The 26,763-nt window shown below is 71.2% G+C and carries 22 protein-coding genes; 6 read left to right on the top strand and 16 right to left on the bottom strand.

What is annotated here, in order from left to right; genetic code table 11:
• Nucleotides 1-30: 30 nt before the first annotated feature.
• From IE198_RS14990 to IE198_RS15010, 5 genes are read right to left on the bottom strand one after another with little or no spacing between them, the layout of a single operon-like run.
• The gene (locus IE198_RS14990; RefSeq protein WP_100108691.1) at nt 31-999 is read right to left on the bottom strand and encodes an ABC transporter substrate-binding protein; all 969 of its coding nucleotides are present in this window, start codon (nt 997-999) and stop codon (nt 31-33) included.
• Nucleotides 1,000-1,053: 54 nt separating this feature from the next.
• Entirely contained in the window at nt 1,054-3,039 is a 1,986-nt protein-coding gene (locus IE198_RS14995; protein ID WP_189886679.1) for an ABC transporter permease, read from the bottom strand.
• A 52-nt stretch (nt 3,040-3,091) separates the two neighbouring features.
• Nucleotides 3,092-4,252: a quaternary amine ABC transporter ATP-binding protein gene (locus IE198_RS15000; RefSeq protein ID WP_229833960.1), complete on the bottom strand. Its 1,161-nt coding sequence runs from the start codon at nt 4,250-4,252 to the stop codon at nt 3,092-3,094.
• 11 nt (nt 4,253-4,263) lie between these two features.
• Complete coding sequence (locus tag IE198_RS15005) at nt 4,264-5,811, bottom strand: GMC family oxidoreductase (RefSeq protein WP_189886681.1); 1,548 nt, start codon at nt 5,809-5,811, stop codon at nt 4,264-4,266.
• An 18-nt stretch (nt 5,812-5,829) separates the two neighbouring features.
• Nucleotides 5,830-7,317 carry an aldehyde dehydrogenase family protein gene (locus IE198_RS15010; protein WP_189886683.1) on the bottom strand — a complete coding sequence of 496 codons (1,488 nt, stop codon included), beginning with the start codon at nt 7,315-7,317 and terminating at the stop codon, nt 5,830-5,832.
• Nucleotides 7,318-7,493: 176 nt separating this feature from the next.
• Between IE198_RS15010 and IE198_RS15015 the strand changes: the two genes are divergently transcribed.
• From IE198_RS15015 to IE198_RS15025, 3 genes are all read left to right on the top strand, one after another.
• Nucleotides 7,494-8,192, top strand: coding sequence for a DUF6882 domain-containing protein (locus IE198_RS15015; RefSeq protein WP_189886685.1), 699 nt, complete (start codon nt 7,494-7,496; stop codon nt 8,190-8,192).
• 56 nt (nt 8,193-8,248) lie between these two features.
• Complete coding sequence (locus IE198_RS15020; RefSeq protein WP_189886687.1) at nt 8,249-8,608, top strand: alpha/beta hydrolase; 360 nt, start codon at nt 8,249-8,251, stop codon at nt 8,606-8,608.
• 377 nt (nt 8,609-8,985) lie between these two features.
• Entirely contained in the window at nt 8,986-9,651 is a 666-nt protein-coding gene (locus tag IE198_RS15025) for a GOLPH3/VPS74 family protein (protein WP_189886689.1), read from the top strand.
• Between the two features lie 216 nt (nt 9,652-9,867).
• Here the strand turns inward: IE198_RS15025 and IE198_RS15030 are convergent, their stop codons facing one another.
• The 6 genes from IE198_RS15030 to IE198_RS15055 form a co-directional block, all read right to left on the bottom strand.
• Nucleotides 9,868-11,274, bottom strand: a complete 1,407-nt coding sequence (locus IE198_RS15030; protein ID WP_229833964.1) for a B12-binding domain-containing radical SAM protein — start codon at nt 11,272-11,274, stop codon at nt 9,868-9,870.
• Between the two features lie 98 nt (nt 11,275-11,372).
• Entirely contained in the window at nt 11,373-12,362 is a 990-nt protein-coding gene (locus IE198_RS15035; RefSeq protein WP_189886693.1) for a malate dehydrogenase, read from the bottom strand.
• A 179-nt stretch (nt 12,363-12,541) separates the two neighbouring features.
• Nucleotides 12,542-13,624 (bottom strand): DUF2690 domain-containing protein, encoded by a 1,083-nt coding sequence (locus IE198_RS15040; RefSeq protein WP_189886695.1) that lies wholly within the window; start codon nt 13,622-13,624, stop codon nt 12,542-12,544.
• A gap of 319 nt (nt 13,625-13,943) precedes the next feature.
• Nucleotides 13,944-15,173 carry an NADP-dependent isocitrate dehydrogenase gene (locus IE198_RS15045; protein WP_189886697.1) on the bottom strand — a complete coding sequence of 410 codons (1,230 nt, stop codon included), beginning with the start codon at nt 15,171-15,173 and terminating at the stop codon, nt 13,944-13,946.
• Nucleotides 15,174-15,285: 112 nt separating this feature from the next.
• Nucleotides 15,286-16,092 carry a DUF3017 domain-containing protein gene (locus IE198_RS35200; protein ID WP_229833965.1) on the bottom strand — a complete coding sequence of 269 codons (807 nt, stop codon included), beginning with the start codon at nt 16,090-16,092 and terminating at the stop codon, nt 15,286-15,288.
• Nucleotides 16,093-16,106: 14 nt separating this feature from the next.
• Complete coding sequence (locus tag IE198_RS15055; RefSeq protein ID WP_189886699.1) at nt 16,107-16,976, bottom strand: bifunctional methylenetetrahydrofolate dehydrogenase/methenyltetrahydrofolate cyclohydrolase; 870 nt, start codon at nt 16,974-16,976, stop codon at nt 16,107-16,109.
• A 245-nt stretch (nt 16,977-17,221) separates the two neighbouring features.
• Here IE198_RS15055 and IE198_RS15060 point away from each other — a divergent pair, with 245 nt between their 5' ends.
• Nucleotides 17,222-17,764 carry a hypothetical protein gene (locus IE198_RS15060; RefSeq protein WP_189886701.1) on the top strand — a complete coding sequence of 181 codons (543 nt, stop codon included), beginning with the start codon at nt 17,222-17,224 and terminating at the stop codon, nt 17,762-17,764.
• 363 nt (nt 17,765-18,127) lie between these two features.
• On the opposite strand, the gene purH is transcribed toward IE198_RS15060, so the two are convergent.
• Both purH and purN read right to left on the bottom strand, forming a co-directional pair.
• Nucleotides 18,128-19,693, bottom strand: a complete 1,566-nt coding sequence (gene purH / locus IE198_RS15065) for a bifunctional phosphoribosylaminoimidazolecarboxamide formyltransferase/IMP cyclohydrolase (protein ID WP_189886703.1) — start codon at nt 19,691-19,693, stop codon at nt 18,128-18,130.
• Nucleotides 19,680-20,297 (bottom strand): phosphoribosylglycinamide formyltransferase, encoded by a 618-nt coding sequence (gene purN / locus IE198_RS15070; RefSeq protein ID WP_189886705.1) that lies wholly within the window; start codon nt 20,295-20,297, stop codon nt 19,680-19,682. The genes purH and purN overlap by 14 nt, the downstream gene beginning before the upstream one ends.
• A gap of 236 nt (nt 20,298-20,533) precedes the next feature.
• On the opposite strand from purN, the gene IE198_RS15075 reads away from it, so the two are divergent.
• Nucleotides 20,534-21,340, top strand: a complete 807-nt coding sequence (locus tag IE198_RS15075) for a hypothetical protein (protein ID WP_189886707.1) — start codon at nt 20,534-20,536, stop codon at nt 21,338-21,340.
• A 42-nt stretch (nt 21,341-21,382) separates the two neighbouring features.
• Here IE198_RS15075 and IE198_RS15080 read toward each other — a convergent pair whose 3' ends face one another.
• Entirely contained in the window at nt 21,383-23,101 is a 1,719-nt protein-coding gene (locus IE198_RS15080; protein WP_229833966.1) for a cell division protein PerM, read from the bottom strand.
• 116 nt (nt 23,102-23,217) lie between these two features.
• Here IE198_RS15080 and IE198_RS15085 point away from each other — a divergent pair, with 116 nt between their 5' ends.
• A complete protein-coding gene (locus IE198_RS15085) occupies nt 23,218-24,426 on the top strand; it encodes a helix-turn-helix domain-containing protein (RefSeq protein ID WP_189886709.1) in 1,209 nt (402 codons plus the stop codon).
• Between the two features lie 72 nt (nt 24,427-24,498).
• Here IE198_RS15085 and sucD read toward each other — a convergent pair whose 3' ends face one another.
• Together sucD and sucC are read right to left on the bottom strand one after the other, a co-directional pair.
• Nucleotides 24,499-25,383 carry a succinate--CoA ligase subunit alpha gene (gene sucD, locus IE198_RS15090; RefSeq protein ID WP_189886711.1) on the bottom strand — a complete coding sequence of 295 codons (885 nt, stop codon included), beginning with the start codon at nt 25,381-25,383 and terminating at the stop codon, nt 24,499-24,501.
• 21 nt (nt 25,384-25,404) lie between these two features.
• Nucleotides 25,405-26,586, bottom strand: coding sequence for an ADP-forming succinate--CoA ligase subunit beta (gene sucC, locus IE198_RS15095; protein WP_189886713.1), 1,182 nt, complete (start codon nt 26,584-26,586; stop codon nt 25,405-25,407).
• Between the last annotated feature and the right edge of the window lie 177 nt (nt 26,587-26,763).

Consider the following 26,763-nt stretch of genomic DNA (forward strand, 5'->3'; position numbering starts at 1 on the left):
GCCCGCCCCGGAACCGGCCCGCCCCAGGTGTCACTTCTTCGGCAGCCAGGCCTTCCACGTCGACTCGTTGGCCTTGACCCACTTCTCGGCCGCCGCCTCGGGGGACATCTTCTCCCCGGCGATCATCTGCGCGACCTCGTTCTGCTGCTCGGTCGTCCACTTGAAGTTCTTCAGGAACTCGGCGGCCTCCCCGCCGTTCTTCGCGAAGTCTGCGTTGAGGAACTTCTGCAGCGGCGTGTTCGGGTAGGCGCAGGCAACCTTCTTCGGGTCGGCGTCGCAGCCCTCCTTGTACTCGGGGAGCTTGACCTCGACGAGTTCGACCTCGGCGTTGAGCCACTGCGGCGTCCACCAGTACGTGAGGAAGGGCTTCTTCTCCTTCACGTACTTCTTGATCGCCGTGATCTGCGCCGCCTCGGAACCCGCGTAGTTCGTCTTCAGGTCCAGGTCGAGGTTCTTGATGATCGCGTCGTCGTTGGTGACGTAGTCGGGCGAGCCCTCGAGGATCTCACCCTTGCCGCCGCTCTCGGCGGTCGCGAACTCCTTGGCGTACTTGTCGAGGTTCTTCCAGTCCGTCACGTCGGGGTGCGCGTCGGCGAAGTACTTGGGCACGAACCAGCCGATGTGGCCGGTGACACCGAGATCGCCGCCCTTGACGACGGTCTTCTTGTCCTCGACGTACCGCTTCTCTTCCTTGGGGTGACCCCAGTCCTCCATGATCGCGTCGACGTCGCCCTTGGAGAGCGCGTCCCAGGCGAGAACCTCGCCCATCTGCTGGGACTTGACCGTGTAACCGAGCTCCTTCTCCAGGATGTACTCCGCGACAGCCGTGTTGGCCTGCGCGCCGACCCAGGAGGGAACGGTCAGCTTCACGGTCTTCTCACCGCCGGCCGCGTCCTGGCTCTTGCCGGTCTCCGCGGCGCTGCACGCGCTGAGCGTCAGGACACCCAGGGCGCCGACGACGGCGGTGGCGGTACGGAGGGTTCTGGTGCGGTTTCGCATGATGGTGCTCCTGCTGTTCGTGACGGGGACGTCGGTGGTGGCGGTGGTGGTGGATCAGGGGCGTTTGCGGGCGGTGGGCTGGGTGACCCTGTCGAGCACGAGGCCGAGGCATACGATCGCCAGGCCGGCGGTCATCCCGAGGCCCATCTCGCCGCGGGACAGGCCCTTGACGACGTCGTAGCCGAGCGCCCCGCCTCCGACGAGCGCGCCGACGACGACCACGGCGAGGACCAGCACGACGCCCTGGTTGACGGCGAGTTGGAGAGCCGGCCGGGCGAGCGGCAGCTGGACCTGGAAGAGCTGCTGCCTGGTCGAGGCGCCGAGTGAACGTGCCGCTTCCATGGCCGCGGGGTCGACCTCGCGCAGGCCCTGGGCGGTGATGCGCACGACGGCGGGCAGCGCGTACACGACGGCGGCGATGATGGCCGAGGCCCTGGTGACTCCGAAGAGCGCCACGACCGGGATGAGGTAGACGAACTGCGGCATCGTCTGCATGGCGTCGAGCACAGGCCTCAGCCAGCGCTCGAGGCGCCCCGCACGCGCACATACGACGCCCGCGAGCACGCCCAGGACCAGGGTGACGACCAGCGCGGCCAGCACCTGCGAGAGCGTGTTCAGGGACTTCGTCCACACGCCGAGCACACCGATCGCCGACATCGCGAGCGTGGCCGTCAGCGCGGTCGCCCAAGTCCCGACGAGCCACGCCAGGGCCGCGACGATCAGCAGGACCGACCACCAGGGCAGCCAGAGCAGGCCGTCCCGCAGCGGGTTGAGGACCCACACGGTGAACTGCTCCGACCAGACCTCTGTGCCGCCGAGCACCGGGACACCGGACGAAAGGTGCTCGGTGATCCAGCTCTGCGCCTTGTTCACCGGCGTGGAGATGTCGAACGTCCAGGCCTCGGGCCATGCCCCGCCGATCAGGAACCGGGCCGACACGGCCACGGCGACTCCCGCCGCGACCAGGGCCCAGCCGGAGCGGCCGTGCAGCAGTCCGCCGCCCGGGACGCCGCGGCCGATGCGGTCACCGGCCGCGGCCGTCGTGCGGTCCAGCCAGATGGCGATCAGCACGATCGGGATGCCGGCGGTGAGTGCCTTGCCGACATCGACGGTGGAGAGCGCCGAATAGACCTCTTCACCGAGGCCGCCCGCGCCGACGAGGGCCGCGATGACGACCATCGACAGCGCCATCATGATCGTCTGGTTGAGGCCGAGAAGCATCTGCTGACGGGCGAGCGGCAGCCGGGCGGTCCGCAGACGCTGCCACGGGCTCGCGCCGAGCGACGCGGACGCCTCCAGCACCGAAGGGTCGGCGCCGCGCAGACCGAGCGCCGTCAGCCGGGCCATGGGCGGGGCGGCGTAGATGACCGTGCAGAACAGCGCGGCAGGTGTGCCGGTGCCGAAGACCAGTACGAAGGGCAGCAGGTACGCGAAGGCCGGCAGGACCTGCATCGTGTCGAGCACCGGCCGCAGTGCGCGGTTGATCCGGTCGGACAGGCCGGCCGCCAGGCCGATCAACACGCCGAGCAGCGCGGCCAGCGCCACGGCGACGATCATCAGCGCGATGGTCAGGAGTGTGGCGTCCCACATGCCCAGGAGTCCGCACAGCGCGAACGCGCCGAAGGCGGTGGCGGCGACCTTGGCGCCGCCGCGACCGAGTCCGGCAGCGCGCCAGGCGACGAGGACGCCGACGGCGAGCACTCCGAGCCAGCCCATCGAACGCAGCAGGTCGTAGACGCCGCCGACCGCGTCGGTGGCGGTGTTGGACAGGTGCAAGAGGAAGTAGAGGAAGAGCGGGTGGGAGTCGCGGTTGTCGATGACCCACCTGTTGGCGTCGTCGAGCGGTCCCGAGATGTCGACGTGCAGTGCTCCGGGCCAGCTGCCGCTGCCCCACAGCGTGACCCCGGCGGGTACGAGGACCACCGCGAGCGCGGCGAGCGCAAGCAGCTTGCCCTTCACGGGATGGCGCAGGACGTCACGGAACGACGGACCGGTGATGTTCTTCTTCTCCGCGGCGGGCGCGGACACGGCGGCGGTCATCGGGGCCACCTCCCGTCGGCGTTCCGGCAAGGTGTCGGGTGGGGTCTGCGGATCACGCGGCGACCCCCTTGGGCGCGGTCGTGCCTGCCACGACCCCCAGCAGGTCCGCGTGACCGACGACGCCCAGGCACCGGCCGTCCTCGACGACGCGGGCGGTCAGTCCGGTGCGGGCCACGGCCTCGATCGCCTCGAAGACGGTCGCCTCCGGGGCCAGCGCCGGTCCGCCCTCTCCCTCGTCGCCGTCGGCGGGCCGCATGGCCGTGCGCACGGTCATGACCTGCTCGCGCGGCACGTCGCGGACGAAGTCCCGTACATAGTCGTCGGCGGGGGCGCCCACGATCTCCTCCGGGGTGCCGAGCTGCACGATCCGGCCGTCGCGCATCAGGGCGATACGGTCGCCCAGCTTGAGCGCCTCGCTCAGGTCGTGGGTGATGAAGACCATCGTGCGACCCTCCTCGCGGTGCAGTCGTACGACCTCCTCCTGCATGTCGCGGCGGATCAGCGGGTCGAGCGCGCTGAACGGCTCGTCGAAGAGCAGCACCTCGGGGTCCACGGCGAGCGCACGCGCCAGGCCAACCCGCTGCTGCTGGCCGCCGGACAGCTGGCCGGGCCTGCGGTGTTCCATGCCCTCCAGGCCGACCTTCGCGACGACCTCGGCAGCGCGCGAGCGGCGGGCGGCCCTGCCCATGCCCTGGATCTCCAGGCCATAGGCGACGTTGTCGAGGACCGACCGGTGCGGCAGCAGGCCGAAGTGCTGGAAGACCATGGAGGCACGGTGGCGGCGCAGTTCCCGCAGCCGCGTGGTGTCCATGGAGAGCACGTCCTCGCCGTCGATGGCGATGGACCCGGAGGTCGGCTCGATCAGCCGGGTCAGACAGCGCACCAGCGTGGACTTGCCGGAGCCGGACAGGCCCATGACGACGAACACCTCGCCCTTGCGGACGTCGAAGGAGACGTCGCGCACGGCGGCCGTGCAGCCGGTACGTTCGCGCAGCTCGGCGGGGGCCAGGGCGGCGAGTTCCGGGTCGGCCGGGACCTTGCCCGCCTTCGGTCCGAAGACCTTCCACAGGTCGCGGACGGAGAAGACGGGGGGTCGTCCGGCGGACGTGGCGGCGTCCGCCTTCGTGTCCAACGCCTTCGTGCTCGTCGCCTTCGTGCTCGTCGCCTTCGTGTCCGTCGCCTTCGTGTCCGGCACCATCGGCTCTGTCTTCATGGGATCTGACTTCATCGGTTCCCGCCCCTCTTGTCGGCTTCCGCGCCCAGTAGTTCGGCGCACTTCTCCCCGACCATCAGGACGGTGATCATCGGGTTGACGGCCGTCATCGTCGGGAAGACGGACGCGTCGGCGATCCGGACGCCCTCGAGGCCCCGGATCTTCAGGTCGGGTGCCACGACGGCGAGTTCGTCGTCGGCGGCGCCCATCCGGCAGGTTCCGGCCGGGTGGTAGACGGTGTGCGCGACCTTGCGCGCGTACTCGCTGATGTCCTCGTCGGAGGTGACCTCCGGCCCCGGGCAGACCTCGCGCTTCAGCCACCCGGCGAGCGGCTCCTGAGCCGCGATCCGCCGGGCGAGTCTGATCCCGTCGACGAGGGTGCGGCCGTCGTAGTCGTCCTCGTCGGTGAAGTACCGGAAGTCCAGCGCCGGCTTGACCTCGGGGTCGGCGCTGGTGAGGTAGAGGCGGCCGCGGCTCTTGGGCTTGGGGATGTTCGGGGTCATCGACACGCCGTGGGCGGGGCGTTCGTAACCGAGCCGCTCGGGGTTGTCGGTGAAGGGGATCTGGTAGAAGTGGAACATCAGGTCGGGGCCTTCGGATCCGGGGTCCCGCCGTACGAAGAGCCCGGCGTCGCTGTCCATGGCGGAGTTCTCCGGGATGGGCCCGTGGGTCTCCCAGACGATGACCGACTCGGGATGGTCGAGCAGGTTCTCGCCGACGCCCGGCAGGTCGTGGACGACGGGTATGCCGAGCTTCTCGAGGTCGGCGCGGGGTCCGATGCCGGAGTACATCAGCAGCCGGGGCGTGTCGACGGCGCCCGCGCACACCAGCACCTCGTGGCGCGCCCGTACGAGGCGCTCCTCGCCGTCCTTCGTCCGCACGTGCACGCCGGTCGCCCGCGTCCCGTCCAGCTCCAGCCGGTACACCCAGGTCTCCAGCGCGATGTGCAGGTTCGGCCGGTCGAGGAACGGGTGCAGATAGGCGACGGAGGCGGAGGAGCGCTTGTTGTTCTCCGGGTGGTAGGCGAGGTCGAAGAAGCCGACGCCCTCGTGGAAGGGTTCCTTGTTGAAGCCCTCGACGCGGGGCACCTCCAGCGCGGTCTGCGCGGCGTCGACGAAGTCGCGGGCGATCGCGTTCCGGTCGTCCTCGTCGACGGGCACGATGTTGTTGCGCAGCTTCGCGAAGTAGGGGTCCATCGCCGCGGCGTCCCACCCGTCGGCGCCGGCCTCGGCCCACTCGTCCCAGTCGGACGGCAGCGGCTTGAAGGCGATGAGGGTGTTGTGCGACGAGCAGCCGCCGAGCACACGGGCGCGGCTGTGCCGGATGTGCGAGTTGCCGCGGGGCTGCTCGGTGGTCGGGTAGTCGTAGTCCAGTTCGCCGCCGAGCAGGCCCATCCAGCGACGCAGGGTCAGGACGTCGTCACGGCCGACATCGCTCGGGCCGCCCTCGATGACGGCGACGGTGACGCCGGGGTCCTCGGTGAGGCGGGAGGCGATCACCGAGCCGGCGGTGCCGCCGCCGACGACGACATAGTCGTACTCGTGGATGTGGTCGGTCATGGTGTGCGTTTCCTTGGCTCAGCCCGCGAACCAGCGCACGGGGCGCGGGGCGAGGTTCTGGTAGATGTGCTTGGCCTCGCGGTACTCGGCGAGCCCCGTGGGCCCCAGCTCACGGCCGGTGCCCGACCTGCCGAAGCCGCCCCACTCCGCCTGCGGCAGGTAGGGGTGGAAGTCGTTGATCCAGACGGTGCCGTGCCGCATCCGGCGCGCCATCCGCCGGGCCCGTCCGGCGTCGGCCGTCCAGACGGCGCCGGCGAGGCCGTACTCGGTGTCGTTGGCAAGGGCGAGGGCCTCGTCCTCGGTGCGGAAGGTCTCGACGGTCAGGACCGGGCCGAAGATCTCCTCGCGGACCACCCGCATGGAGCGGTGGCAGTGGTCGAGGACGGTGGGCCGGTAGAAGTAGCCGGGGCCCTCGGGCTTCTCCCCGCCGGCGCGCAGGACCGCGCCTTCGGCGAGCGCGGAGGCGACGAAGTCCTCGGTCCTGGCGAGTTGCTGCGCCGAGACGAGCGGGCCGCACTCGACGCCTTTCTCGGTGCCGCGGCCGAGGCGGATCTTCTCGGCCCTGCGGGCCAGTTCGGCGACGAACCGCTCACGCAGCGACTCCTCGACGATGAGCCGCGAGCCGGCGGAGCAGACCTGCCCGCTGTGGATGAACGCGGCGTTCAGCGCCTGGTCGACGGCGGTGTCGAAGCCCTCGGGGGTGGCGCAGGCATCGGCGAAGACGACGTTCGGGTTCTTGCCGCCGAGTTCGAGGGCGACCTTCTTGACGCTGTCGGCGGCGGCGCGGGCGACCTTCGTGCCGCTGGCGAACCCACCGGTGAAGGACACGAGGTCCACGTCGGGGTGGTCGGCCAGCCGGGCACCGACCGGGTCTCCGGGGCCGGTCACGATGTTCGCCGCGCCCGGGGGAAGCCCGGCCTCGATCAGGAGCTCGATCAGGGCGACGGTGGTCAGCGGCGTGATCTCGCTGGGCTTGATCACAAAAGTATTGCCCGCGGCAAGAGCCGGGGCAATCTTCCAACTCGCTTGGAGGAGTGGATAGTTCCACGGCGTGATGAGTCCGCAGACCCCGACCGGCTCGTGCACCACCACGCTGTGGATGTCGTCGGACCCGGCGTCGACGACCCTCCCGCCGCTCTCGTTCATGACGAGGTCGGCGAAGTAGAGGAAGGCGTCGCGCACACAGTCGACGTCCACGCGCCCCTCTTCGAGAGTCTTCCCGGCGTCCTGGCTCTCGAGGGCTCCGATCTTCTCGCGGTCGCGCTCCAGGAGCGCCGCGACGCGCCTCAGCAGCGCGGCCCGCTCGGCGACCGGGGTACGCGGCCAGGTCCCGTCGTCGAATGCGGCACGCGCGCATGCGACGGCGTCATCGGTGTCGGCGACGCCACCCTCTGCCACGACGGCGAAGACGCTACCGTCCACGGGGTCGATGATGTCGCGCGTGGCGCCGGAGACGGCGAAGCGCCACTCTCCGCCCACGTGGATGGTCTGCTGTACTGCCGACACGTCGCGTTTTGCCCTTCGTTCCCGTTTGGTCCCACTGGTCTGCTGACTCAGCGATCTGGCCGCCTGCCCGGGACCGGAGAAACCATGCGCAACGGCTGACGGAAAGTGACATGGCTCACGGGGCGGCCCCCTCGGCGGCCCGAACGGCTGCCGGCGGCGCCCCATAGGGTCTGCTCATGTCCATGACCTTCAGCGACCCGTTCCTCCACCTCACCGAGCAGCACGCCGCCTGGGGCGCGGAACAGCTCGAGACGTTCAACGAGTACATGCCCATGGGCGAGTGGAGCGCCGACCTCGGACAGTGCCTGTACCGGCAGGCCGGGCGGGAGCTGAGGGTCTCGCTCCTGGGGACCTTCGACGTACACGAGCAGGCGTGGCTGTGGGCCTGGGCCAACCCCGGCTTCGCGGGCTCACCGGTGGTCGCGGCGGCCGAACGGGTCCGTGCGTACGGGCAGGCGCACGGTCTGAACGAGTTCACCGACGAGCTCGTCCCCCTGGCCGGGCACGACGAGCCCCGCCGCGCCGTCGAGACCCTCGCGTTCACCGCGATGGGCGTGCTCGGCGCCGCCGGATACATCGGCGTACAGGCGAGCGCCGACGGCCGGGCGTACATGGTCTCGGACGATCCGCAGGTCCCCCGTGCCGAACCCGACGCCATCACCCTGCCTCGCGTCCTGCTCACCGGCGCGGGCCTCCTCGGTGGATCGGCCCGCCGGGTGGTGGCCGGCTACTTCGGCCACCACGACCTGCCGCAGCGCCGCACAGAGGACCGGATGAGCGCGGGACTCCCGAACGGCGGCACGGTCGACGTCCTCTTCGACGACCTCGACCGCATAGCCTCGGTCCACGTCAACTCGGGCGCGCCGGGCGAGTAGCCCCCGTCACGGCCGGTCCGCCGTCCCGTCGGTCACCAGGCAGGCGCCGGCCGGCGGTGACGAAGCCCTTGCCGCCCACCTCGAGGACGGCTGAAGGGCGCCGCTCACGACGGATCTGCCGCGCCTGGGAGGTCCCCGCGGCACCGCGCTCGATCCGGAAAGTGACGCGGAGCGACATCCCCACCCTGGTCGTGTCAGCCGGGTTCGACGCCCAGACCGGGGCGAGCAACGGTGCGTACGCCGCCCGTACGCTGAGCAGGTCCACCTCCGTCACGGTCCCCTACGTCGCCCATGTCGCCTTCGCCGAGTCACCGTGTGCGCAAGCGATCACCGCCTCGTTCTTCGACAGTCCGACCGCGCCGAACACGGGATGCCTCGCGGGTCTCCAGCCGCCCGAGTTCGAGATCGGGCCGTAGTCAGCGCTTCCTGACCGTGCCCCCGCTCCGCCGGGGCACGGCGCGCCCAGGGGCACCGCCGGCCTGGTCCCGGCCGTCACGACGTATCTGGACCGCGACCCGGGCCGCGGGTCGCGGGTAGCCGCCGCGCTATCCGCAGGCACCCTGTACCGGCCGTCCCGGATCCTCGCGTACCGCGTTGAGCACTGGCTGCCGCCCGAGCTTGCCGAAGGCCGCCGCGCCGGTCGAGGACTGCGGCCGCCCCTTCGCATCGACGGTCGCGGGGAACTGCCGCGACTGCCGGCGGCGCGAGTCCTCGGACGCCGCCTCCGGGGAACTGGGCGTGACGCCCGGCCGTCTCAATGATCAGGAGACCACTGGATCGAGGGGGAACACGCATGGCGGTCACGCTGGGCGAGGAGATCATGCTGCTGTCGCTGGACGACGAGTCCGGGGCGGCGAAGGACCGGCAGTCCGCCGGGTGGGCCGTGGCGGGCGCCATCCTGCTCGATCTCGTCATGGCCGGACGGGTCTCGGTGGACGACGGGCGGGTCGAGGTCACCGACCGTACGACCACCGGCACCCCTCTCCTCGACGGCCGTCTGGAGCAGCTCGCGGCCTGGGCGGGCAGGAGGAACAAGCCGCCGAAGGTCACGGACTGGCTGACGAAGGACCACTCCAAGGCCGTCAGCGCCACGATCGACAGCCTCCGCGGGCGTGGCCTCGTGGCCGAGGAGCAGCACAAGGTCCTGGGCCTCTTCCCGGTGAAGCGCTACCCGGAGGCGGACGGCTCGACCGAGCGCGAACTGCGCGAACGCCTGGCCGCCGTCGTCCTCCACGGCGCCACTCCGGACGACCGCACGGCCGGCCTCGTCGCCCTGATCCACTCCGCGAAGCTCCACCGCCTCGCCTTCCCCGACCTGCCGCGCAAGCAGCTCTCACCACGGATGACGGAGATCGCCGACGGCCAGTGGGCCGGCGAGAGCGTCCGTACCGCGATCCGCAACATGCAGGCCGCGATGGTCGCGGTCACGGTGGCGACGTCGGTCGCGGTCATGGGCTGAGCCCGCGGGGCCGCCGTCCGCCTCCGTCCCGCGCCGACAGGACTGCGACTGACCGCCGCGGCGGACGTTCTCGGCCGGCGGCGCCGCCCGCGAAGGCCGGGCGCGCCGCTTCCCCGGCCGGCTGTCGAAGGCCACTGGACGCGACCGGACCCGTCGGGCCGATCTGGCGGATCGGGCGGATCGGGCCGACGGCGGGCCCGTAGGCGTGTGGACACTTCAGGGCCTGGCCGACGCCCGTGCCCCGGAAGCCGGTTCAACCCTGCGGCCGCCGAACGCGGCCAGCGTGCGCTCCAGCATCGGCATCGCGCGGACCGTGCGCCTGGAGCGGATCAGCGCGTCCCAGGCGGGCTCGAACTTCTTCCAGCCGCCCGCGTACGCCAGGTGCCGAAGGCGCTCGTGCGTGCCGGGCTGGGCGGAGGCGCCGCGCCAGATGTTGGACCAGCGGTAGAAGTCGCGGTACGCGCGCCGGTAGCCGGCCTCCAGTTGCTCCGGCGTCATGCCCTGGGGGCGGTAGACGACATGGCGGGTGTCGTACAGGTCCCAGTCGCGGTGCACGATCCGGTCCTCTGCCTCCATCTGCTTCCACAGTCCGGTGGACGGGTACGGCGTCATGATGTGGAACGTCGCCGTCTCGATGCCCTGCTCGACCGCCCATTCCACGGTGCGGTCGAAGACGTCGGGACCGTCCTGGTCCAGGCCGAAGACGAAACTGGCGTTGACCATGACGCCGGCGTCGTGGAGGCGGCGGACCGCCGCGTCGTAGTCCTTGCCGATGTTCTGGTTCTTGCGGCGCTCGGCGAGGTTCGCGTCGTTGACGGTCTCGAAGCCAACGAACAGGCTGCGCAGCCCCGCGTCCACGGCGCGCTCCAACAGATCCGGCTGAAGCACCGAGTTGACCGTTCCGGCGGCCTGCCAGAGCCGCCCCATCCCTTTCATGCCGTCGAACAGGGACTCGGCGAAACGGCGGTTGCCCAGCAGATGGTCGTCGAGGAAGTACAGGTGCTTGCCCGGCAGGCGGTCGATCTCGGAGAGGGCGTCGTCGACGGTCTGCGTGTAGAACGACTTGCCGCCCTCGAAGAACGCGTCCTTGTAGCAGAAGTCGCAGTGGTGCGGGCAGCCCCGCGAGACGACGATCGAGTTGGGGACGAGGTAGAGGTGCCGCTTGATCAGGTCACGGCGGACGGGTGGCAGGCCGACGAGGGTGCGCTGCGCGGTGGAGTCGTAGCGGCCGGCGGCCGCCCCGTCCCGGAAGTCCTTCAGGAACAGCGGCCACTGCTCCTCCCCCGGCCCGGTGAAGATCGTGTCGGCGTGCTGCGCGGCCTCGTCGGGCAGTGAGGTGACGTGCAGCCCTCCCATCGCCACGTGCACACCGCGCGCCCGGAAGTGGTCGGCTATCTCGTAGCTGCGGCGGGCGGAGGTGATGTACGGCTGGAGGACGAGCAGGTCGGGGCTGGGCAGGGACTCGATGTCGATGCGCTCGACGTGCTCGTCGTAGAGCGTCACCTCGTCCGTGTCGTCGAGGTACCCGGCGAGGGTCGCGAGGCCGAGGGGCGGGAACAGCGAGTACTTGATGGGGCGGAAGAGCGGACTGGTCGCTTCGGTCAGAGCCGGCAGGATCATCATCACGCGCATGACAGCCCAGACTTCCGGAACCGCCCCGGCAGTTCCCGCACACACGTCCGCCCCGGCCGCAGGGCGACCGGGGCGGACGTACGACGGAGTCAGATGAGGCCGAGCTCGCGGACCGCGGCGCGCTCCTCCTCGAGCTCCTGCACGGACGCGTCGATGCGCGTGCGCGAGAACTCGTTGATGTCCAGGCCCTGGACGATCTCGTACTTGCCGTCCTTGCAGACGACCGGGAAGGAGGAGATCAGGCCCTCCGGGACGCCGTAGGAGCCGTCCGACGGGATGCCCATGGAGGTCCAGTCGCCCTCGGCAGTGCCGTTGACCCAGGTGTGGACGTGGTCGATCGCGGCGTTGGCGGCGGAGGCGGCGGAGGACGCGCCACGGGCCTCGATGATCGCCGCGCCGCGCTTGGCGACGGTCGGGATGAAGGTGTCGGCCAGCCAGGCCTCGTCGTTCACGGTCTCGGCGGCGTTCTTGCCGGCGATCTCCGCGTGGAAGATGTCCGGGTACTGGGTCGCCGAGTGGTTGCCCCAGATGGTGAGGCGCTTGATGTCGGAGACGGCGGCGCCGGTCTTGGCGGCCAGCTGCGAGATCGCGCGGTTGTGGTCGAGGCGGGTCATGGCGGTGAAGCGCTCGGCCGGTACGTCCGGGGCCGCGGCCTGGGCGATCAGCGCGTTGGTGTTGGCCGGGTTGCCGACGACGAGGACGCGGATGTCGTCCGCGGCGTTGTCGTTGATGGCCTTGCCCTGCGGCTTGAAGATGCCGCCGTTGGCGGAGAGCAGGTCACCGCGCTCCATGCCCTTGGTGCGGGGACGGGCGCCGACGAGGAGGGCGACGTTGGCGCCGTCGAAGCCGACGTTCGGGTCGTCGGTGATCTCGATGCCCTTGAGCAGCGGGAAGGCGCAGTCGTCGAGCTCCATGGCGGTGCCCTCCGCGGCCTTGAGGCCCTGCGGGATCTCGAGCAGGCGCAGCTTGACCGGCACATCCGCGCCGAGCAGGTGGCCGGAGGCGATGCGGAAGAGCAGCGCGTAGCCGATCTGGCCGGCCGCGCCGGTCACGGTGACGTTGACGGGAGTGCGGGTCATGGCGATCTCCGTAAGACAGCTGGCGGTGGGCAACACTGCCCCTCGTACGGGACCTCTCGTCCACGCCCGTGCTGAATCTTGACGTGAAGAGATTTCCAGCGGTCAGGCTATCCGACCCGTGCCCGACCCAATCCCCACCCCCTTGTGGCGCGGCTCACGCGGTAGTGCCCCAAGGGCGCTCACTGTCCGGAAGTACAGCCTTCCGTGCCGGTCTTGAGCGTGGTGCACGCCTTCACATCGGCGGGATCCGGCACTGCCGCCATCGGGGTGTACGCGTCGTTGTCGTTGACCAGAGCGGACTGACGGGCCTTGCCGCCGACGGCGATCCGGACCTCGTCGCCGGGCACCGCCTGGGTGATACGGGCCCAGCCGGCGCCGCAGACCTCGCTGTAGCGGACCTCGATAACCGCCTTGCCCACGGTCGCCGTGGAGACGGTTCTGGCGTACTCGCCGCCGCAGCCCATGGTCTCCGGGTCCTGGCCGGCACAGTCGTCGCCGTTGCACTTCACCCCGGCCGGAAGCTTCGGGCTGCTGGTGGTCGGCGTGACGGACGGGGTCGGCGTGGCGCGGTCCTCGCGGCCGTCTCCGCCCTCACCGCTCACGAGGAACCAGCCGCCGGTGCCCACGATGAGCACGCTCACCACGGCGGCGGCGACGAACGGGGCCTTGCGGCGGCGCCTGGCAGTGCCGGCGGGCCCGGACGGGGCGGACGCGGCCTCTCCGCCCTGGTGCGGCGGGCGCGCTCCGGCCCCGGGAGCGGGGGCGGCAGCGGCGCCGTACGGTCCGGGGCCGTACGGCGACTCGGTGACGGTCGGCCAGGTGTTGCCGGCGGATCCGCCGCCAGGGCCATGGCCCGCGGACCGGCCGCCTGTGGCGCCGGAGCCGGTCGAGCCCCGTCCGCCGGGCGCTCCCGACGCTGCGCCGTCGCCGCCGAGCGCTTCGCGCGCCTGCGATATTCGTATCGCTTCCATCGTCATGTCGTGCCGCATCTCGGCACGGCTCCAGGCACGCTCCGCGAGCTCCCACATGGTGGTCACATGGACCGTGTCCGTGCCGGTCACCTCGGCGAGCGCGACGACCGCGCCCTTGGGCGCGAGGAGCCGCCCGTTGAGATAACGCTCCCAGGACGTCTTGCTGTACCCGGTGCGGTCCGAGACGGCCGAGATGCTCAGTCCGCTGCGGTCGACGAGCCCGCGCAGCTGGCCGGTGAACTCGCGTACCTCCGGGTCGAGCTCCTCGGGCAATTCCTTCCAACGAGGCATCGATACTTCCCCCTAGTCCCCCGAATGTGCTGTGTTTACCCCCGGCGCAACCGATGGGCGTCGGATGCGGCCCCAGTCTCGCATCCGTAGCACGACGATCACACCGTGGCGGAATGGTCACTTCCGTGCCACAGGCCACAGTCGCCCCTTGAACGCTCTTGGCGCGTGCATGACTCTGGAACCCACGACGGCGCCCGTCCTCCCTCGGGGGAGAGGACGGGCGCCGTCTCGTTCGCACGGGCGCCGTCACCTTCGTACGGGCACCGTCGCCCTCGTACAGGCGCCGTCGCCCTCGTCCGTGAGCCGCCGGCCCGGCCGCTCACAGCGCCGTGCGGTCCACCATCTTCTTCTGCAGATTGGCGTCCAGCGTGTCCAGGAACTGCTCCGTGGTCTGCCACGGCTGGTTGCGGGAGATCAGCAGCGCCAGGTCCCTGGTCATCTGACCGCTCTCGACGGTCTCCCTGCACACCTGCTCGAGCGTCTCCGCGAACCGGATCACCTCCGGGGTACCGTCCAGCCTGCCCCGGTGGGCCAGGCCTCGTGACCAGGCATGGACCGAGGCGATCGGGTCGGTCGACGTCGCCCGGCCGTGCTGGTGCATGCGGTAGTGCCGGGTGACCGTGCCGTGCGCCGCCTCCGCCACGACCGTGCTGCCGTCCGCGGACATCAGCACCGAGGTCATCAGGCCCGGCGAACCGAAGCCCTGTGAGACGGCGTCCGACTGGACGTCACCGTCGTAGTTCTTGCAGGCCCAGAGGTAGCCGCCTTCCGACCTGAGCGCCGCCGCCACCATGTCGTCGATGAGACGGTGCTCGTACGTCAGACCGGCCCGGTCGAACTCCGCCTTGAACTCGGCGTCGAACACCTCCTGGAAGATGTCCTTGAACCGGCCGTCGTACCGCTTGAGGACCGTGTTCTTCGTCGACAGAAGGACGGGATAGCCGCGGGCCAGGCCGTAACGGAACGAGGCGCGCGCGAAGTCCCGGATCGAGTCGTCGTGGTTGACCATGCCGAGCGCGACGCCGGGGCCGGAGAACTCATGGACCTCGAGCTCGACCGGGTCCGAGCCGTCCCTGGGGGTGTACGTCATCGTGAGCGTGCCGGGCCCTGGGACCTTGATGTCCGTGGCACGGTACTGGTCACCGAAGACGTGCCGGCCGACGACGATCGGCTTGGTCCAGCCGGGTACGAGGCGGGGGACGTTCTCCATGATGACCGGCTCGCGGAAGACGACGCCGCCGAGGACTTCCCGGATGGTGTCCTCGGGCGAGCGGTACATCGCCTTGAGGTTGAACTCCTCGACGCGCGCCTCGTCGGGCGCGATCGTGGGGCATTTGACGCCCACGCCGTGCTTCGCGACCGCCCCGGCGGCGTCGGCGGTCACCTGGTCGCCGGTGGCATCGCGATGCTGGATGCCCAGGTCGAAGCGGTGCAGCTCGACATCGACGTACGGCAGGATCAGCTTGTTCCTGATGAACTGCCAGATGATGCGGGTCATTTCGTCGCCGTCGAGCTCGACGACGGGGTTGGCTACCTTGATCTTGGCCATCGGGTGAACGTCCCTCTCGCGCGGCAACCGGTCGCTGTCACTGCGGGTGACGAGCGGACCATCTCCGAATCAAGCTACTCGCGTGAGAGGGCGACACTTCGGACCCCGGGCGCTAACGCACGGTGAAATGAACCGCGTCTTCCAGGAAGGGCACATCGAGCCACGGCTTCGGCTGCACCACCAGCGCGAGCAGAACGATCACCGTGCCCAGGAGGCCGTACGTGATCATGTCGGTGAAGCGGGAGCGGACGGCGAGCATGCCGACGGACGGCGTGACGCGGCGCAGTACGGCACCGAGGATCAGAGCCGCGCCGATCAGCATCGTGCCGACCCGGAAGGCGTCGGCGAAGGCGTTGGTGCCGACGATCAGCAAGCCGATGCCGGTCAGGGAGAGCACGCTGAGCAGCGGCCACTGCCGCGCGGGGGCGGGCGCGTCCCCGCGGGCGGCACGCCCGCCGCCCTCGGGCCGCGCGGTGTCCCGCGTGACGGTCGGCGGCCGCCGGGACCCGGCCGGACGGCCGGCGCCGTCGTCCGGCTCCTGGGTTTCACCCACCGGGCAAGCCTCGGCCCCGGCAGGCCGGTCGGGGCCGGCAGGGCCGGACCGGCGGGCGCCGCCCTGTGCCGCAGCGCCAGCGACTGCCTTCCCGCTGTCGGCCGCCCCGGCCCGGGAGGGCGCGCCTGCCTCGGCCACATCCGGCTCGGCCTGCTCCGCGGCCCCGCTCCCCCGGGCGGAGCCGAGCCCCGCCGCACCGGCCGCCTCGGCTCCGGCCGCCGCCTCGCGGGCCGCGCCGGTGCGGCCGGCAGGATCGGGCTGCGCCCCGGGCGCATCGGCCCCGCGGGCGGGAACGGGGTCCTCCCCCGCCCGCCGGTCCGCGTCGCCCGGCCCGTGGGCGGCGGTGCTGTCCGCGCGTACCTCCATGGGGTCAGCCACCCTCAGGCCGCGGAACCGGCCGACGCCGCGCGCTCGGCCGCGTCGACCACGTTCACCAGCAGCTGTGCGCGCGTCATCGGGCCGACACCGCCCGGGTTGGGGGCGACCCAGCCGGCCACCTCCGCGACGTCCGGGTGGACGTCGCCGACGATCTTTCCGTTCTCGTCGCGGCTGACGCCGACGTCGAGCACGGCCGCGCCCGGCTTGACGTCCTCGGGCCGGATCAGGTGCGGTACCCCGGCGGCCGCGACGATGATGTCGGCCTGGCGCAGGTGGGCGGAGAGGTCGCGCGTACCGGTGTGGCACTGCGTCACGGTCGCGTTCTCGGACTTGCGGGTCAGCACCAGCGGCATCGGCCGCCCGATGGTGATGCCACGCCCGACCACCACGACGTTGGCGCCCTTGATCTCCACTCCGTGGTGGCGCAGCAGTTGGATGATGCCGTACGGGGTGCACGGCAGCGGCCCCGCGATGCCGAGCACGAGCCGGCCGAGGCTCATCGGGTGCAGCCCGTCCGCGTCCTTGTCGGGATCCATCAGTTCGAGAACCCGGTTTGCGTCGATGCCCTTGGGAAGCGGGAGTTGGACGATGTAGCCCGTGCACTCGGGGTTCTCGTTGAGCTCCCGTACGACCGCCTCGATCTCCTCCTGCGTGGCGTCCGCGGGCAGTTCGCGCTGGATGGACGCGATACCCACCTGTGCGCAGTCGCGGTGCTTGCCATTGACGTACCAGCGGCTCCCCGGGTCGTCCCCGACGAGCAGGGTCCCCAGGCCGGGCGTGACACCCCGCTCCTTGAGGGCCGCCACGCGGGCGGTCAGATCGGACTTGATCGCGGCTGCGGTGGCCTTGCCATCGAGAATCTGGGCGCTCATACCCCCATCCTCGCGGATGCACCCGCCCCGGTTCCAATCCGCCCTGCCCGCGTCTCGACGGGCGGATGGCCAACAGGTTGCACTTGCACAACACATACGGATTCCGGCTGGACAAAAAGTCCATTGTCAGACGACTATGAGCCGCGCAGTGCCGCGGGCAGTGCCGGGGGGCAAAACAGCAAAAAACCATGCAGTTCCTCCGCTCGGACCGCGTCGTCCCCGCATTTCAAACGGAGGAACCCGCCATGAGCTTCGGCGACCCGAACAACCCCTACGGCCAGCAGCAGGGCCAGCAGCCCGGCTACGGCTACCCGCAGGCCCCGCCCGTCCAGCCGTACGGTGGCGGCGGTTACGCGCCGGTGCCGCAGGAGATGCCGGGCGGCGTCAAGGCGGCCCGCGTGATGCTCTTCGTGATCGGCGGCCTCCAGCTGATCGGTGTGATCTTCGGCGCGCTCACCGCCTTCGGCGTCAGTGCGGCCAAGGATGACCCGGCGCTCCGCGACGAGCTGCAGTTCCAGGAGGCTGCCGACCTTTCCATCGGCGTCATCTGGTTCATCGTGGCGCTCATCCTGGCCTGGGGTGTCTTCGCCGTCTTCCTCGCCGCCAAGTTCGGCAGCGGCGGCAACGGCATCCGCGTCACCACCATGGTGTTCGGCATCATCACCGCGGTGCTCGGCATCTACCCGTTCATCCTGGTGGGCCTGGTGCACACCGTTCTGGCGATCCTCGTCGCCGTGTTCGTCGGCAAGTCCGACGGTGGCGCCTGGTTCAACCGTCAGCGCGCGTAAGTCCCGCTCCGCGCCGCTTCGAAGGCCGTGACCCCGCCCCGGCGGGTTCACGGCCTTCGGCCGTTCCCGGGTCGCGGACGCGGGTCTTGCCGGCGCTCCGCTTCGGCCGACGCACCGCGTCGGCCGGGCCGTCGGCGGGAGTCGGCCGAGCCTGAGGCATCCTGGGCCGGCGGTCACGACGTCGTACGGCTGTCCCAAGTACGACGGGCGATACGACCGTTGCGACCAACGACCAACGACCAACGACCAACGAAAGGTACGTCGGCGGCCGGGCCCGCGAACTTCTGCGGAAACGGCAGGAACGGCGGTACGGACGGGCCCGCCGGTCGTCCCGACCGGCGGGCCCGTCCGCGGGGCTCACGTTCAGTGGAAGAAGTGCCGCGTCCCCGTGAAGTACATCGTCACGCCGGCCTTATGAGCCGCCTCGACGACCAGCTCGTCACGGACCGAGCCGCCCGGCTGGGCCACGGCCTTGACGCCGGCCTCGGCGAGGACCTCGAAGGCGTCGGGGAACGGGAAGAACGCGTCGGAGGCGGCGTACGAGCCGCGTGCGCGCTCCTCACCCGCCCGCTCGACCGCGAGCTTCGCGGAGTCGACCCGGTTGACCTGACCCATGCCGACGCCGACGGACGCACCGTCCTTGGCGAGCAGGATCGCGTTGGACTTGACCGCGCGGCAGGCCTTCCAGGCGAAGGCCAGCTCGGCGAGCTCGTCGGCGGACAGCGCGTCGCCGGTGGCGAGCGTCCAGTTCGCCGGGTCGTCGCCGTCGGCCTGGAGACGGTCGGCGACCTGGAGCAGCGCGCCGCCGTCGATGGGCTTGAGCTCGACCGGGTTCGCCGGGGCGCCCTCGGCGCGCAGCACGCGGATGTTCTTCTTCTTGGCCAGGACCTCGACCGCGCCGTCCTCGTAGCCGGGCGCCACAATCACCTCGGTGAAGATCTCGGCGACCTGCTCGGCCATCGCGACGGACACAGGACGGTTGACGGCGATCACGCCGCCGAACGCGGACAGCGGGTCGCAGGCGTGCGCCTTGCGGTGCGCCTCTGCCACGTCGGCGCCGATCGCGAGGCCGCACGGGTTGGCGTGCTTGATGATCGCGACGCAGGGCTCGGAGTGGTCGTACGCGGCCCGGCGCGCGGCGTCGGTGTCCGTGTAGTTGTTGTACGACATCTCCTTGCCGTGCAGCTGCTCCGCCTGCGCGAGGCCGCCGCTGCCGGAGGTGTAGAGCGCCGCGGGCTGGTGCGGGTTCTCGCCGTAGCGCAGGACGTTCTCGCGCTCCCACGTGGCACCCAGGAAGTCGGGGAAGTCGCTCTCGTCGGCGGGCGCGTAGGAGGATGCGAACCAGGAGGCGACGGCCACGTCGTACGCGGCGGTGTGCTGGAACGCCTCCGCGGCGAGCCGCTTGCGGGCCGGGAGGTCGAAACCGCCCTCGCGGACGGCCGCGAGCACGTCCGAGTAACGGCCGGGGCTGGTGACGACCGCCACCGACGGGTGGTTCTTGGCGGCGGCACGGACCATGGACGGGCCGCCGATGTCGATCTGCTCGACGCACTCGTCGGGGCTCGCGCCCGAGGCGACGGTCTCCTTGAACGGGTACAGGTTCACGACCACCAGGTCGAACGGCTCCACGCCCAGTTCGGCGAGCTGCTCGCGGTGGGCGTCCAGGCGCAGGTCGGCGAGGATGCCGGCGTGCACGCGCGGGTGGAGCGTCTTGACGCGGCCGTCCAGGCATTCGGGGAAGCCGGTCAGTTCCTCGACCTTGGTCACGGGCACCCCGGCGGCGGCGATCTTCGAGGCGGTCGAGCCGGTGGACACGAGCTCGACGCCGGCCTCGTGCAGCCCGCGGGCAAGCTCCTCAAGACCCGTCTTGTCGTAGACGCTGACCAGTGCGCGACGGATGGGCTTGTTACCCGACTTATTCACCGACATGAACCTTTCGTCCCTCAATGCGGTAGCCGTGCCGGGCGAGACGCCCCACGACCTCGACGAGCAGCGATCGCTCGACTTCCTTGATGCGCTCGTGGAGAGCGTCTTCGTCGTCCGTGTCCCGTACCTCGACCACGCCCTGGGCGATGATCGGGCCGGTGTCGACGCCGTCGTCGACGAAGTGGACGGTGCACCCGGTCACCTTCGCGCCGTAGGCGAGCGCGTCCCGCACTCCGTGGGCACCGGGGAAACTGGGCAGCAGCGCGGGGTGCGTGTTGACGGTGCGCCCGCCGAACCGTGCGAGGAATTCCTTCCCCACGATCTTCATGAACCCGGCCGAGACCACGAGGTCCGGCTCGTACGCGGCGGTCGCCTCGGTCAGGGCCGCGTCCCACTCCTCGCGGGAGGCGAAGTCCTTCACCCGGCAGACGAAGGTCGGCAGCCCGGCGCGCTCGGCACGCTCCAGACCGGCGATGTCGCCGCGGTCCGCACCGACGGCGACGACTTCCGCCCCGAATCCTTCGGGATCGTCGGCGATCGCGTCGAGCAGGGCCTGGAGGTTCGTTCCCGATCCGGAGACCAGGACGACGAGGCGGGCGGCAGCCACGGAAGGGACTCTTTTCGCGTTACGGTGCGGCTTACGGTGCGACTTTGTGCGGTCGTACAAACGAGTCGCATCCCCTGATACGGGGAACTCTACGAAGAGGTCGACCGTCAGCAACGATACCGGCACACAGGACGGCCCCCACGGGACGGGGGCGTGGCCGGACGGTAGCGTCTGGGGGCAGGGCCCGCGTCCAGACGGACCCGACCAGGGCATGACGAGGGGAAGACGTTCACCAGATGCCGGACCGACGCCGCCGTACGGACCTCCTGTTGCCGCGGGAGCGCCAGTCCACGGACGACAGCAACCCCTTCGCGCCGCCGCCGGAGGGCACGCCGGACCAGCCGTGGCAGCCGCGCCACCCCTCGTCGAACGACGCCCCGTCGTCGTCCGGCTCGTCCGGTTCCGACGGTTCGGACTCCGGCTCCGGCCCGGCTTCCGGATCGGGGTCGAACCGGGGCAGCCAGTGGAGCAGCCGCCAGCCCGGCCGTTCCTCGGGCGGCGGCTTCGGCGGCCGGCCGGGCGCCGGCCAGAACGGGCCGGAGGGGAAGGGCGGCCCCGGTGGTTCCGGCGGCCCCGGTCTGCGCTGGGACCCGACGGACCCGGCGCAGCGCCGGGCGCGGTACGCCCTGCTGTCGGGCATGTGGGCCTTCTTCTTCGCGCTGTTCGACTTCCCCGAGATCGCCCTGCTGCTGGGCGCGCTCGCGCTGTACTGGAGCATCAGCTCCCTGCGCGCCAAGCCGCGCAGCCGGGTGACCGCCGACGCCCTGACCGGCGGCGGCACCCCGCCGAACGCCCCGCCTCCGTCGGCACCCGCCTCCGCGGCCGCGGCTGCCACCTCGAACCGGCCGCAGATCACGGCGGCCGTCAGCGGCCTGGTGATGGCGAGCATCGCGCTGGTGATCGTGGCTGCGTCGTTCACGGCGCAATTGGTCTACCGCGACTACTACACCTGTGTGAACGACGCGCTGACCAAGTCGGGACAGCTGACCTGCAACGAGAAGCTCCCCGAGCCGCTGCGTGGCGTGCTGGGCGTGAAGGAGTAGAGGCCGCCCGGCCGTCCCGGGCCCACGCTCGCCACGGGCGGTTCATCGGGCCTCGTCGTCCACGGGCGGCTCGGGCTCCGACTCGAGCGTCTCCCCGGCGGCACCATCGGGTTCGGGCCGTGCCGCCGGGAACGCCGCCGCCGGCTCAGGTGCGGCCGGGTGCTCGGGCCCGGCCCCGGAATCCGGACCGGCCGCCGTCGCGCCGCGCGCCGGCACCGGCGGTGAGTCCGGGTCGCCGGAGGACTCCTTCAGTGCCGCCCACCGGTCCTCGTTCGGCGCCCGATCGGCCCAGGTGTCCTGCGGCAGGTAGTCGTAGAGCTCGGACTCGTCGTCGAGGAGGTCCGACGCGGGGTCGAGGTCCGCCTCCGAGGCCGCGCTCCGTTCGGCGGGTGCCTCGGGCACCGCGGGTTCGGCGACGGCCGCCCCCGCCGACCCGTCGGCGGCCTGGGCGGAGTGACGGCCCAGCAGCCTTGGCCACCACCCTTGCGCCGGTGTCCGCAGCCGCCACGCCCGCAGCACCAACGCCAGCGGGATGCTCAGGCCGGCCGTCCAGGCCAGTGCCGCAAGGCCGACCAGCCACCACACGGGCCCGAACGCCGCGAGTCTGCCGGTGCCGAGCGGGCCGCCGGACGCCGCGGCGAGCAGCGCCGTCAGTCCCGCACAGCCGACCGCGCCGAGCAGCGCCGCGCGGGCGGTGTCGCCGGGCCGCCAGGCCGTCTCGCGCTCCCCGTACCGAGGTGCCGCCGCTCCCACCGTGAACCAGGCCAGCACCGCAGCCGCGACGACCGGCACCGCGACTGCCGCCCAGTGCAGAGGTGTACCCGGCCCCTGGTCCGGCACGGCCGCGAGCAGGGGGAAGTCGGGAAGGGCGGGCGTACCGGTCAGGGCGAGCGGCGTGGCCGTGGCGCCCGTGCCGACGGCGAAGCCCGGCCCCAGCCCGTAGCACGCGCCCCAGACCGCCGCGTTGGGCACCAGCGCCAGGACCAGCAGGGCGATCGCCGTCCGGCCCGACCACTCCCCCGACAGGTTCATGAACGACTCCTGCGCCGCCCGCCCGTGCCAGACCGTCGAGGCCACGACGAGCACCGCACCGCCGACGAGCAGCGCGAGCGCGCCGGCGGCCGCGGATCGCAGCGCGGCGGACATCCGGCTGCGGGCCAGGGCCACCCGCAGTCGCTGCGGCACCCAGGACGGCAGTGGGCCGAGCGGCAGTCCGTTCGCGGTCCAGGCCCCGGAGGCCGCCGCGAGCAGCGTCAGGAGCGGCAGATGGACCAGCGCGCTCAGGGGGTCCGCGGCGAACGAGCCGCCTGCGACGTAGAGCACGACCGGCGCCCCGACCATCACATATCCGCAGGCCACCATGATCGGCGCGCTCCACGCGGACGGTCGCGGCCTGCCCGGGTCCGGTTCCAGTGCGTCGCGCGCCGCCCGGTGCGCCAGCCAGACCGGCAGCGCGACCAGTAACAGCGGCGCGACCCCCATGGGTGCGGGAGCCCCGGAGAGGGTGTCCGCCCGTACGAGTTCGGTGCCGTGGGCGAGCAACCACAGCGCCGCCGCCACATGCAGCGCGTCACCGGGGTCGCTGTCGGGGAAGGGCGAACTGATCCACATCACCGTCACGAACACGGCGATCAGACCGAGTCCGAGTCCGGCCGCCGTCGCGCCGCGCACGAACGAGGCGACCAGCGCGACCGATGTGCCGCCCTGCACGGCGACCGGGGCTTGCGGCATCGACGGGCTCTGTTCGGTCACTTGGGTCACGCGGCCATGCTGCCAACGACACGCGCTTTATCCATGCAACAGGCCAATGACCGATGTGTCGCTCAAGATACGCTTATGTGCTTTTTCGTCGAGTACTGTGCCGCTGGGGGCCCTTCATGACCAAGAGCACCGCCCGCTCCGCCTCCGGCACCCCGCTGCCGCCGCCGAAGGAACGGCGCAGCCTGCGGGAGGCCAGGTCGATCTCCGAGGACGCCGTCGCGGCAGCCATCGGCGTCACACGGGCGACGGTCCGCTCCTGGGAGGCCGGGCGTTCGACCCCCAGGGGGCGCAAGCGCGAGGCGTACGCCCGGATGCTCGCGTCGTCCGGTGCGCCGGACGAGAAGGCGCCCGGGACCCCGACACCCACGCCGTCGCCCACGCCCGCAGTCCCCGCCGGGCAACTGCCGCCGGACTCCGGGCCCCTCATCGCCCCGGTTCCACCACCGGACTCCCGAGCCCTCACCGCGCCGGTTCCACCACCGGAGCCCGCCCCCGCTCCCGTGGCCCCGATCCGGCCCGCGCTCAGCCCGGAGGAGGCCTTCGACGTGCTGTACGCGGGTGCCGCCCCGGGCCTCGTGGGCCAGACGTATCTGCTCACCGGCCGTCGCCTGCTCTCCCTCGAGTCGGTGGAGCGCGCGTTCCACCACGCCTGGCAGCGCTGGCCGGAGGTCGCCGTGGACCGGGACCCGGCAGGCTGGGTCCGGGCCGTCGCGCACGAGTACGCCATGTCCCCGTGGAACCGGCTGCGATCCGTCCACCGGTACCCCGACGAGCTGCCCGCGGAAGACCCCCGCCGCGGGCTGCTCGAAGCGCTGCAGGAGCTTCCCCCGGCCTGCCGTCGCGCCCTGCTGCTCCACGACGGCCTGGGCCTCGGCCTGCCGGATACCGCGGCGGAGACGGAGGCCAGCACCCCGGCCACCGTGAACCGCCTCGTGCACGCGCGCGCGGCCCTCGCCGAACGGCTCCCCGAACTGGCGGACGCGCGCGTGCTGCGGGACCGGTTGCGGGCACTGGTCGGCGTGGGTCCCGGGCCGTTCACGACCCCATCTGCGAGGACTGTGCGCAGGGGCTGCGAGCGCCGGACGAAAACATGGACGCTCATCGTCGCCTCTGCGATCACGCTGCTCACCGCGGCGACAGTCTTCACACTGGTCACCGCCCCGCGGCAGTACGAACCGCCGCTGCCTGCGGCCCGGCAGATCGAAGGCGTGCCCGCCCCGCAGCACGGCCCGCACGCGCTGACGGCCGAGGACAAACGGCTGCTGGGCAAGCTGCGCGCCGAGCCGGCCGGCGGCCCTGCGCGCCTGGTACCGCTGCTGCACTGAGCGGCCGCGCCGACACGCGTGTGGGCCCGCCCCCTCGCCCGGGGAGCGGGCCCACATACGTACAGCGGAAGGTCAGCCGGCGAGAATGGCGCGCGCCAGCTTGGCCGTCTCGGTCGGCGTCTTGCCGACCTTGACGCCCGCGGCCTCGAGGGCCTCCTTCTTCGCCTGGGCGGTGCCGGAGGAGCCGGAGACGATGGCGCCGGCGTGGCCCATGGTCTTGCCCTCGGGCGCGGTGAAGCCCGCGACGTAGCCGACGACCGGCTTGGTGACGTTGGCCTTGATGAAGTCGGCCGCACGCTCCTCGGCGTCGCCGCCGATCTCACCGATCATGACGATCAGGTCCGTCTCGGGGTCGGCCTCGAACGCGGCGAGCGCGTCGATGTGCGTCGTACCGATGACGGGGTCGCCACCGATGCCGACGGCCGAGGAGAAGCCGATGTCACGGAGCTCGTACATCATCTGGTAGGTCAGCGTGCCGGACTTCGACACGAGACCGATGCGGCCGGGCTTGGTGATGTCGCCCGGGATGATGCCGGCGTTGGACTGGCCCGGCGTGATGAGACCGGGGCAGTTCGGGCCGATGATGCGGGTCTTGTTGCCCTTGGACTTCGCGTACGCCCAGAAGGCGGCGGAGTCGTGCACCGCGATGCCCTCGGTGATGACGACGGCCAGCGGGATCTCGGCGTCGATGGCCTCGACGACGGCGGCCTTGGCGAAGGCCGGCGGGACGAAGAGGACGGAGACGTTCGCGCCCGTCTTCTCGATCGCCTCGGCGACGGTGCCGAAGACCGGTACGTCGGTGCCGTCGAAGTCGACGGACGTGCCGGCCTTGCGCGGGTTCACGCCGCCGACGATGTTGGTGCCGTCACCCAGCATGAGCTTGGTGTGCTTCATGCCCGTGGCACCGGTCATGCCCTGGACGATGACCTTGCTGTCCTTGTTCAGGAAGATAGCCATGGTTCTACAGTCCCTCTTCCCTTACTTGGCCGCAGCAGCGAGCTCGGCGGCCTTGTCGGCCGCGCCGTCCATGGTGTCCACGCGCTGGACCAGCGGGTGGTTGGCGTCGGAGAGGATCTTGCGACCCAGCTCCGCGTTGTTGCCGTCGAGGCGCACGACCAGCGGCTTGGTGACCTCCTCGCCCTTGGAGGCCAGGAGCTCCAGCGCCTGGACGATGCCGTTGGCGACCTCGTCACAGGCGGTGATGCCACCGAAGACGTTGACGAACACGGACTTGACGTCCGGGTCGCCGAGGATGATCTCGAGGCCGTTCGCCATGACCTCGGCGGAGGCGCCGCCGCCGATGTCGAGGAAGTTGGCGGGCTTCACGTTGCCGTGCGCCTCACCGGCGTAGGCGACGACGTCGAGGGTCGACATGACCAGACCCGCGCCGTTGCCGATGATGCCGACCTCGCCGTCGAGCTTGACGTAGTTGAGGTTCTTGGCCTTGGCGGCAGCCTCGAGCGGGTTGGCTGCGGCCTTGTCCTCGAGGGCCTCGTGCTCCGGCTGGCGGAAGTCGGCGTTCTCGTCGAGGGACACCTTGCCGTCGAGGGCGATGACCTCACCGCTCGCGACCTTGGCCAGCGGGTTGACCTCGACGAGGAGCGCGTCCTCGGCGATGAAGGTCTTCCACAGGGTCACCAGCACCTCGGCGACCTTCTCTGCGACCTCGGCCGGGAACTGGGCCTGGGCGACGATCTCGCGCGCCTTCTCGATGGAGACGCCCTCGTTGGCGTCGACCGGTACCTTCGCCAGCTTCTCGGGGGTCGTCGCGGCGACCTCCTCGATGTCCATGCCGCCGGCGACGGAGGCCATGGCCAGGAAGGTGCGGTTGGTGCGGTCGAGGAGGTACGAGACGTAGTACTCCTCGGCGATCTCCGGAGCGGTCTCCGCGATCATCACCTTGTGGACCGTGTGGCCCTTGATGTCCATCCCGAGGATGTCCGTCGCACGGGCGACGGCCTCGTCCGGGGTGGCGGCCAGCTTCACACCGCCGGCCTTGCCGCGGCCGCCGACCTTCACCTGCGCCTTGACGACCGACTTGCCGCCCAGCCGCTCGGTGGCTTCGCGCGCCGCCTCAGGCGTGTCGATGACTTCACCGGCCAGCACCGGTACACCGTGCTTGGCGAAGAGGTCCCTCGCCTGGTACTCGAACAGGTCCACGCGCGTCCGTCCCTTTTCTGAAGATCGCGGTTCGTTGTCTGCGTGGGCGTGCCGCGAAGGGCAACGTGACTGCTCTTGTCACAAGGGAGGCACACACGGTGTCCGTGGGCGCGGCATGTCCGCCTGGCAGGTTATCCCCGCCGGACCTGCGCCCCTAAATCGCAGATCACACCTACG

The organism is Streptomyces xantholiticus (assembly GCF_014651015.1).
In the GTDB taxonomy this organism is placed as follows: domain Bacteria; phylum Actinomycetota; class Actinomycetes; order Streptomycetales; family Streptomycetaceae; genus Streptomyces; species Streptomyces xantholiticus.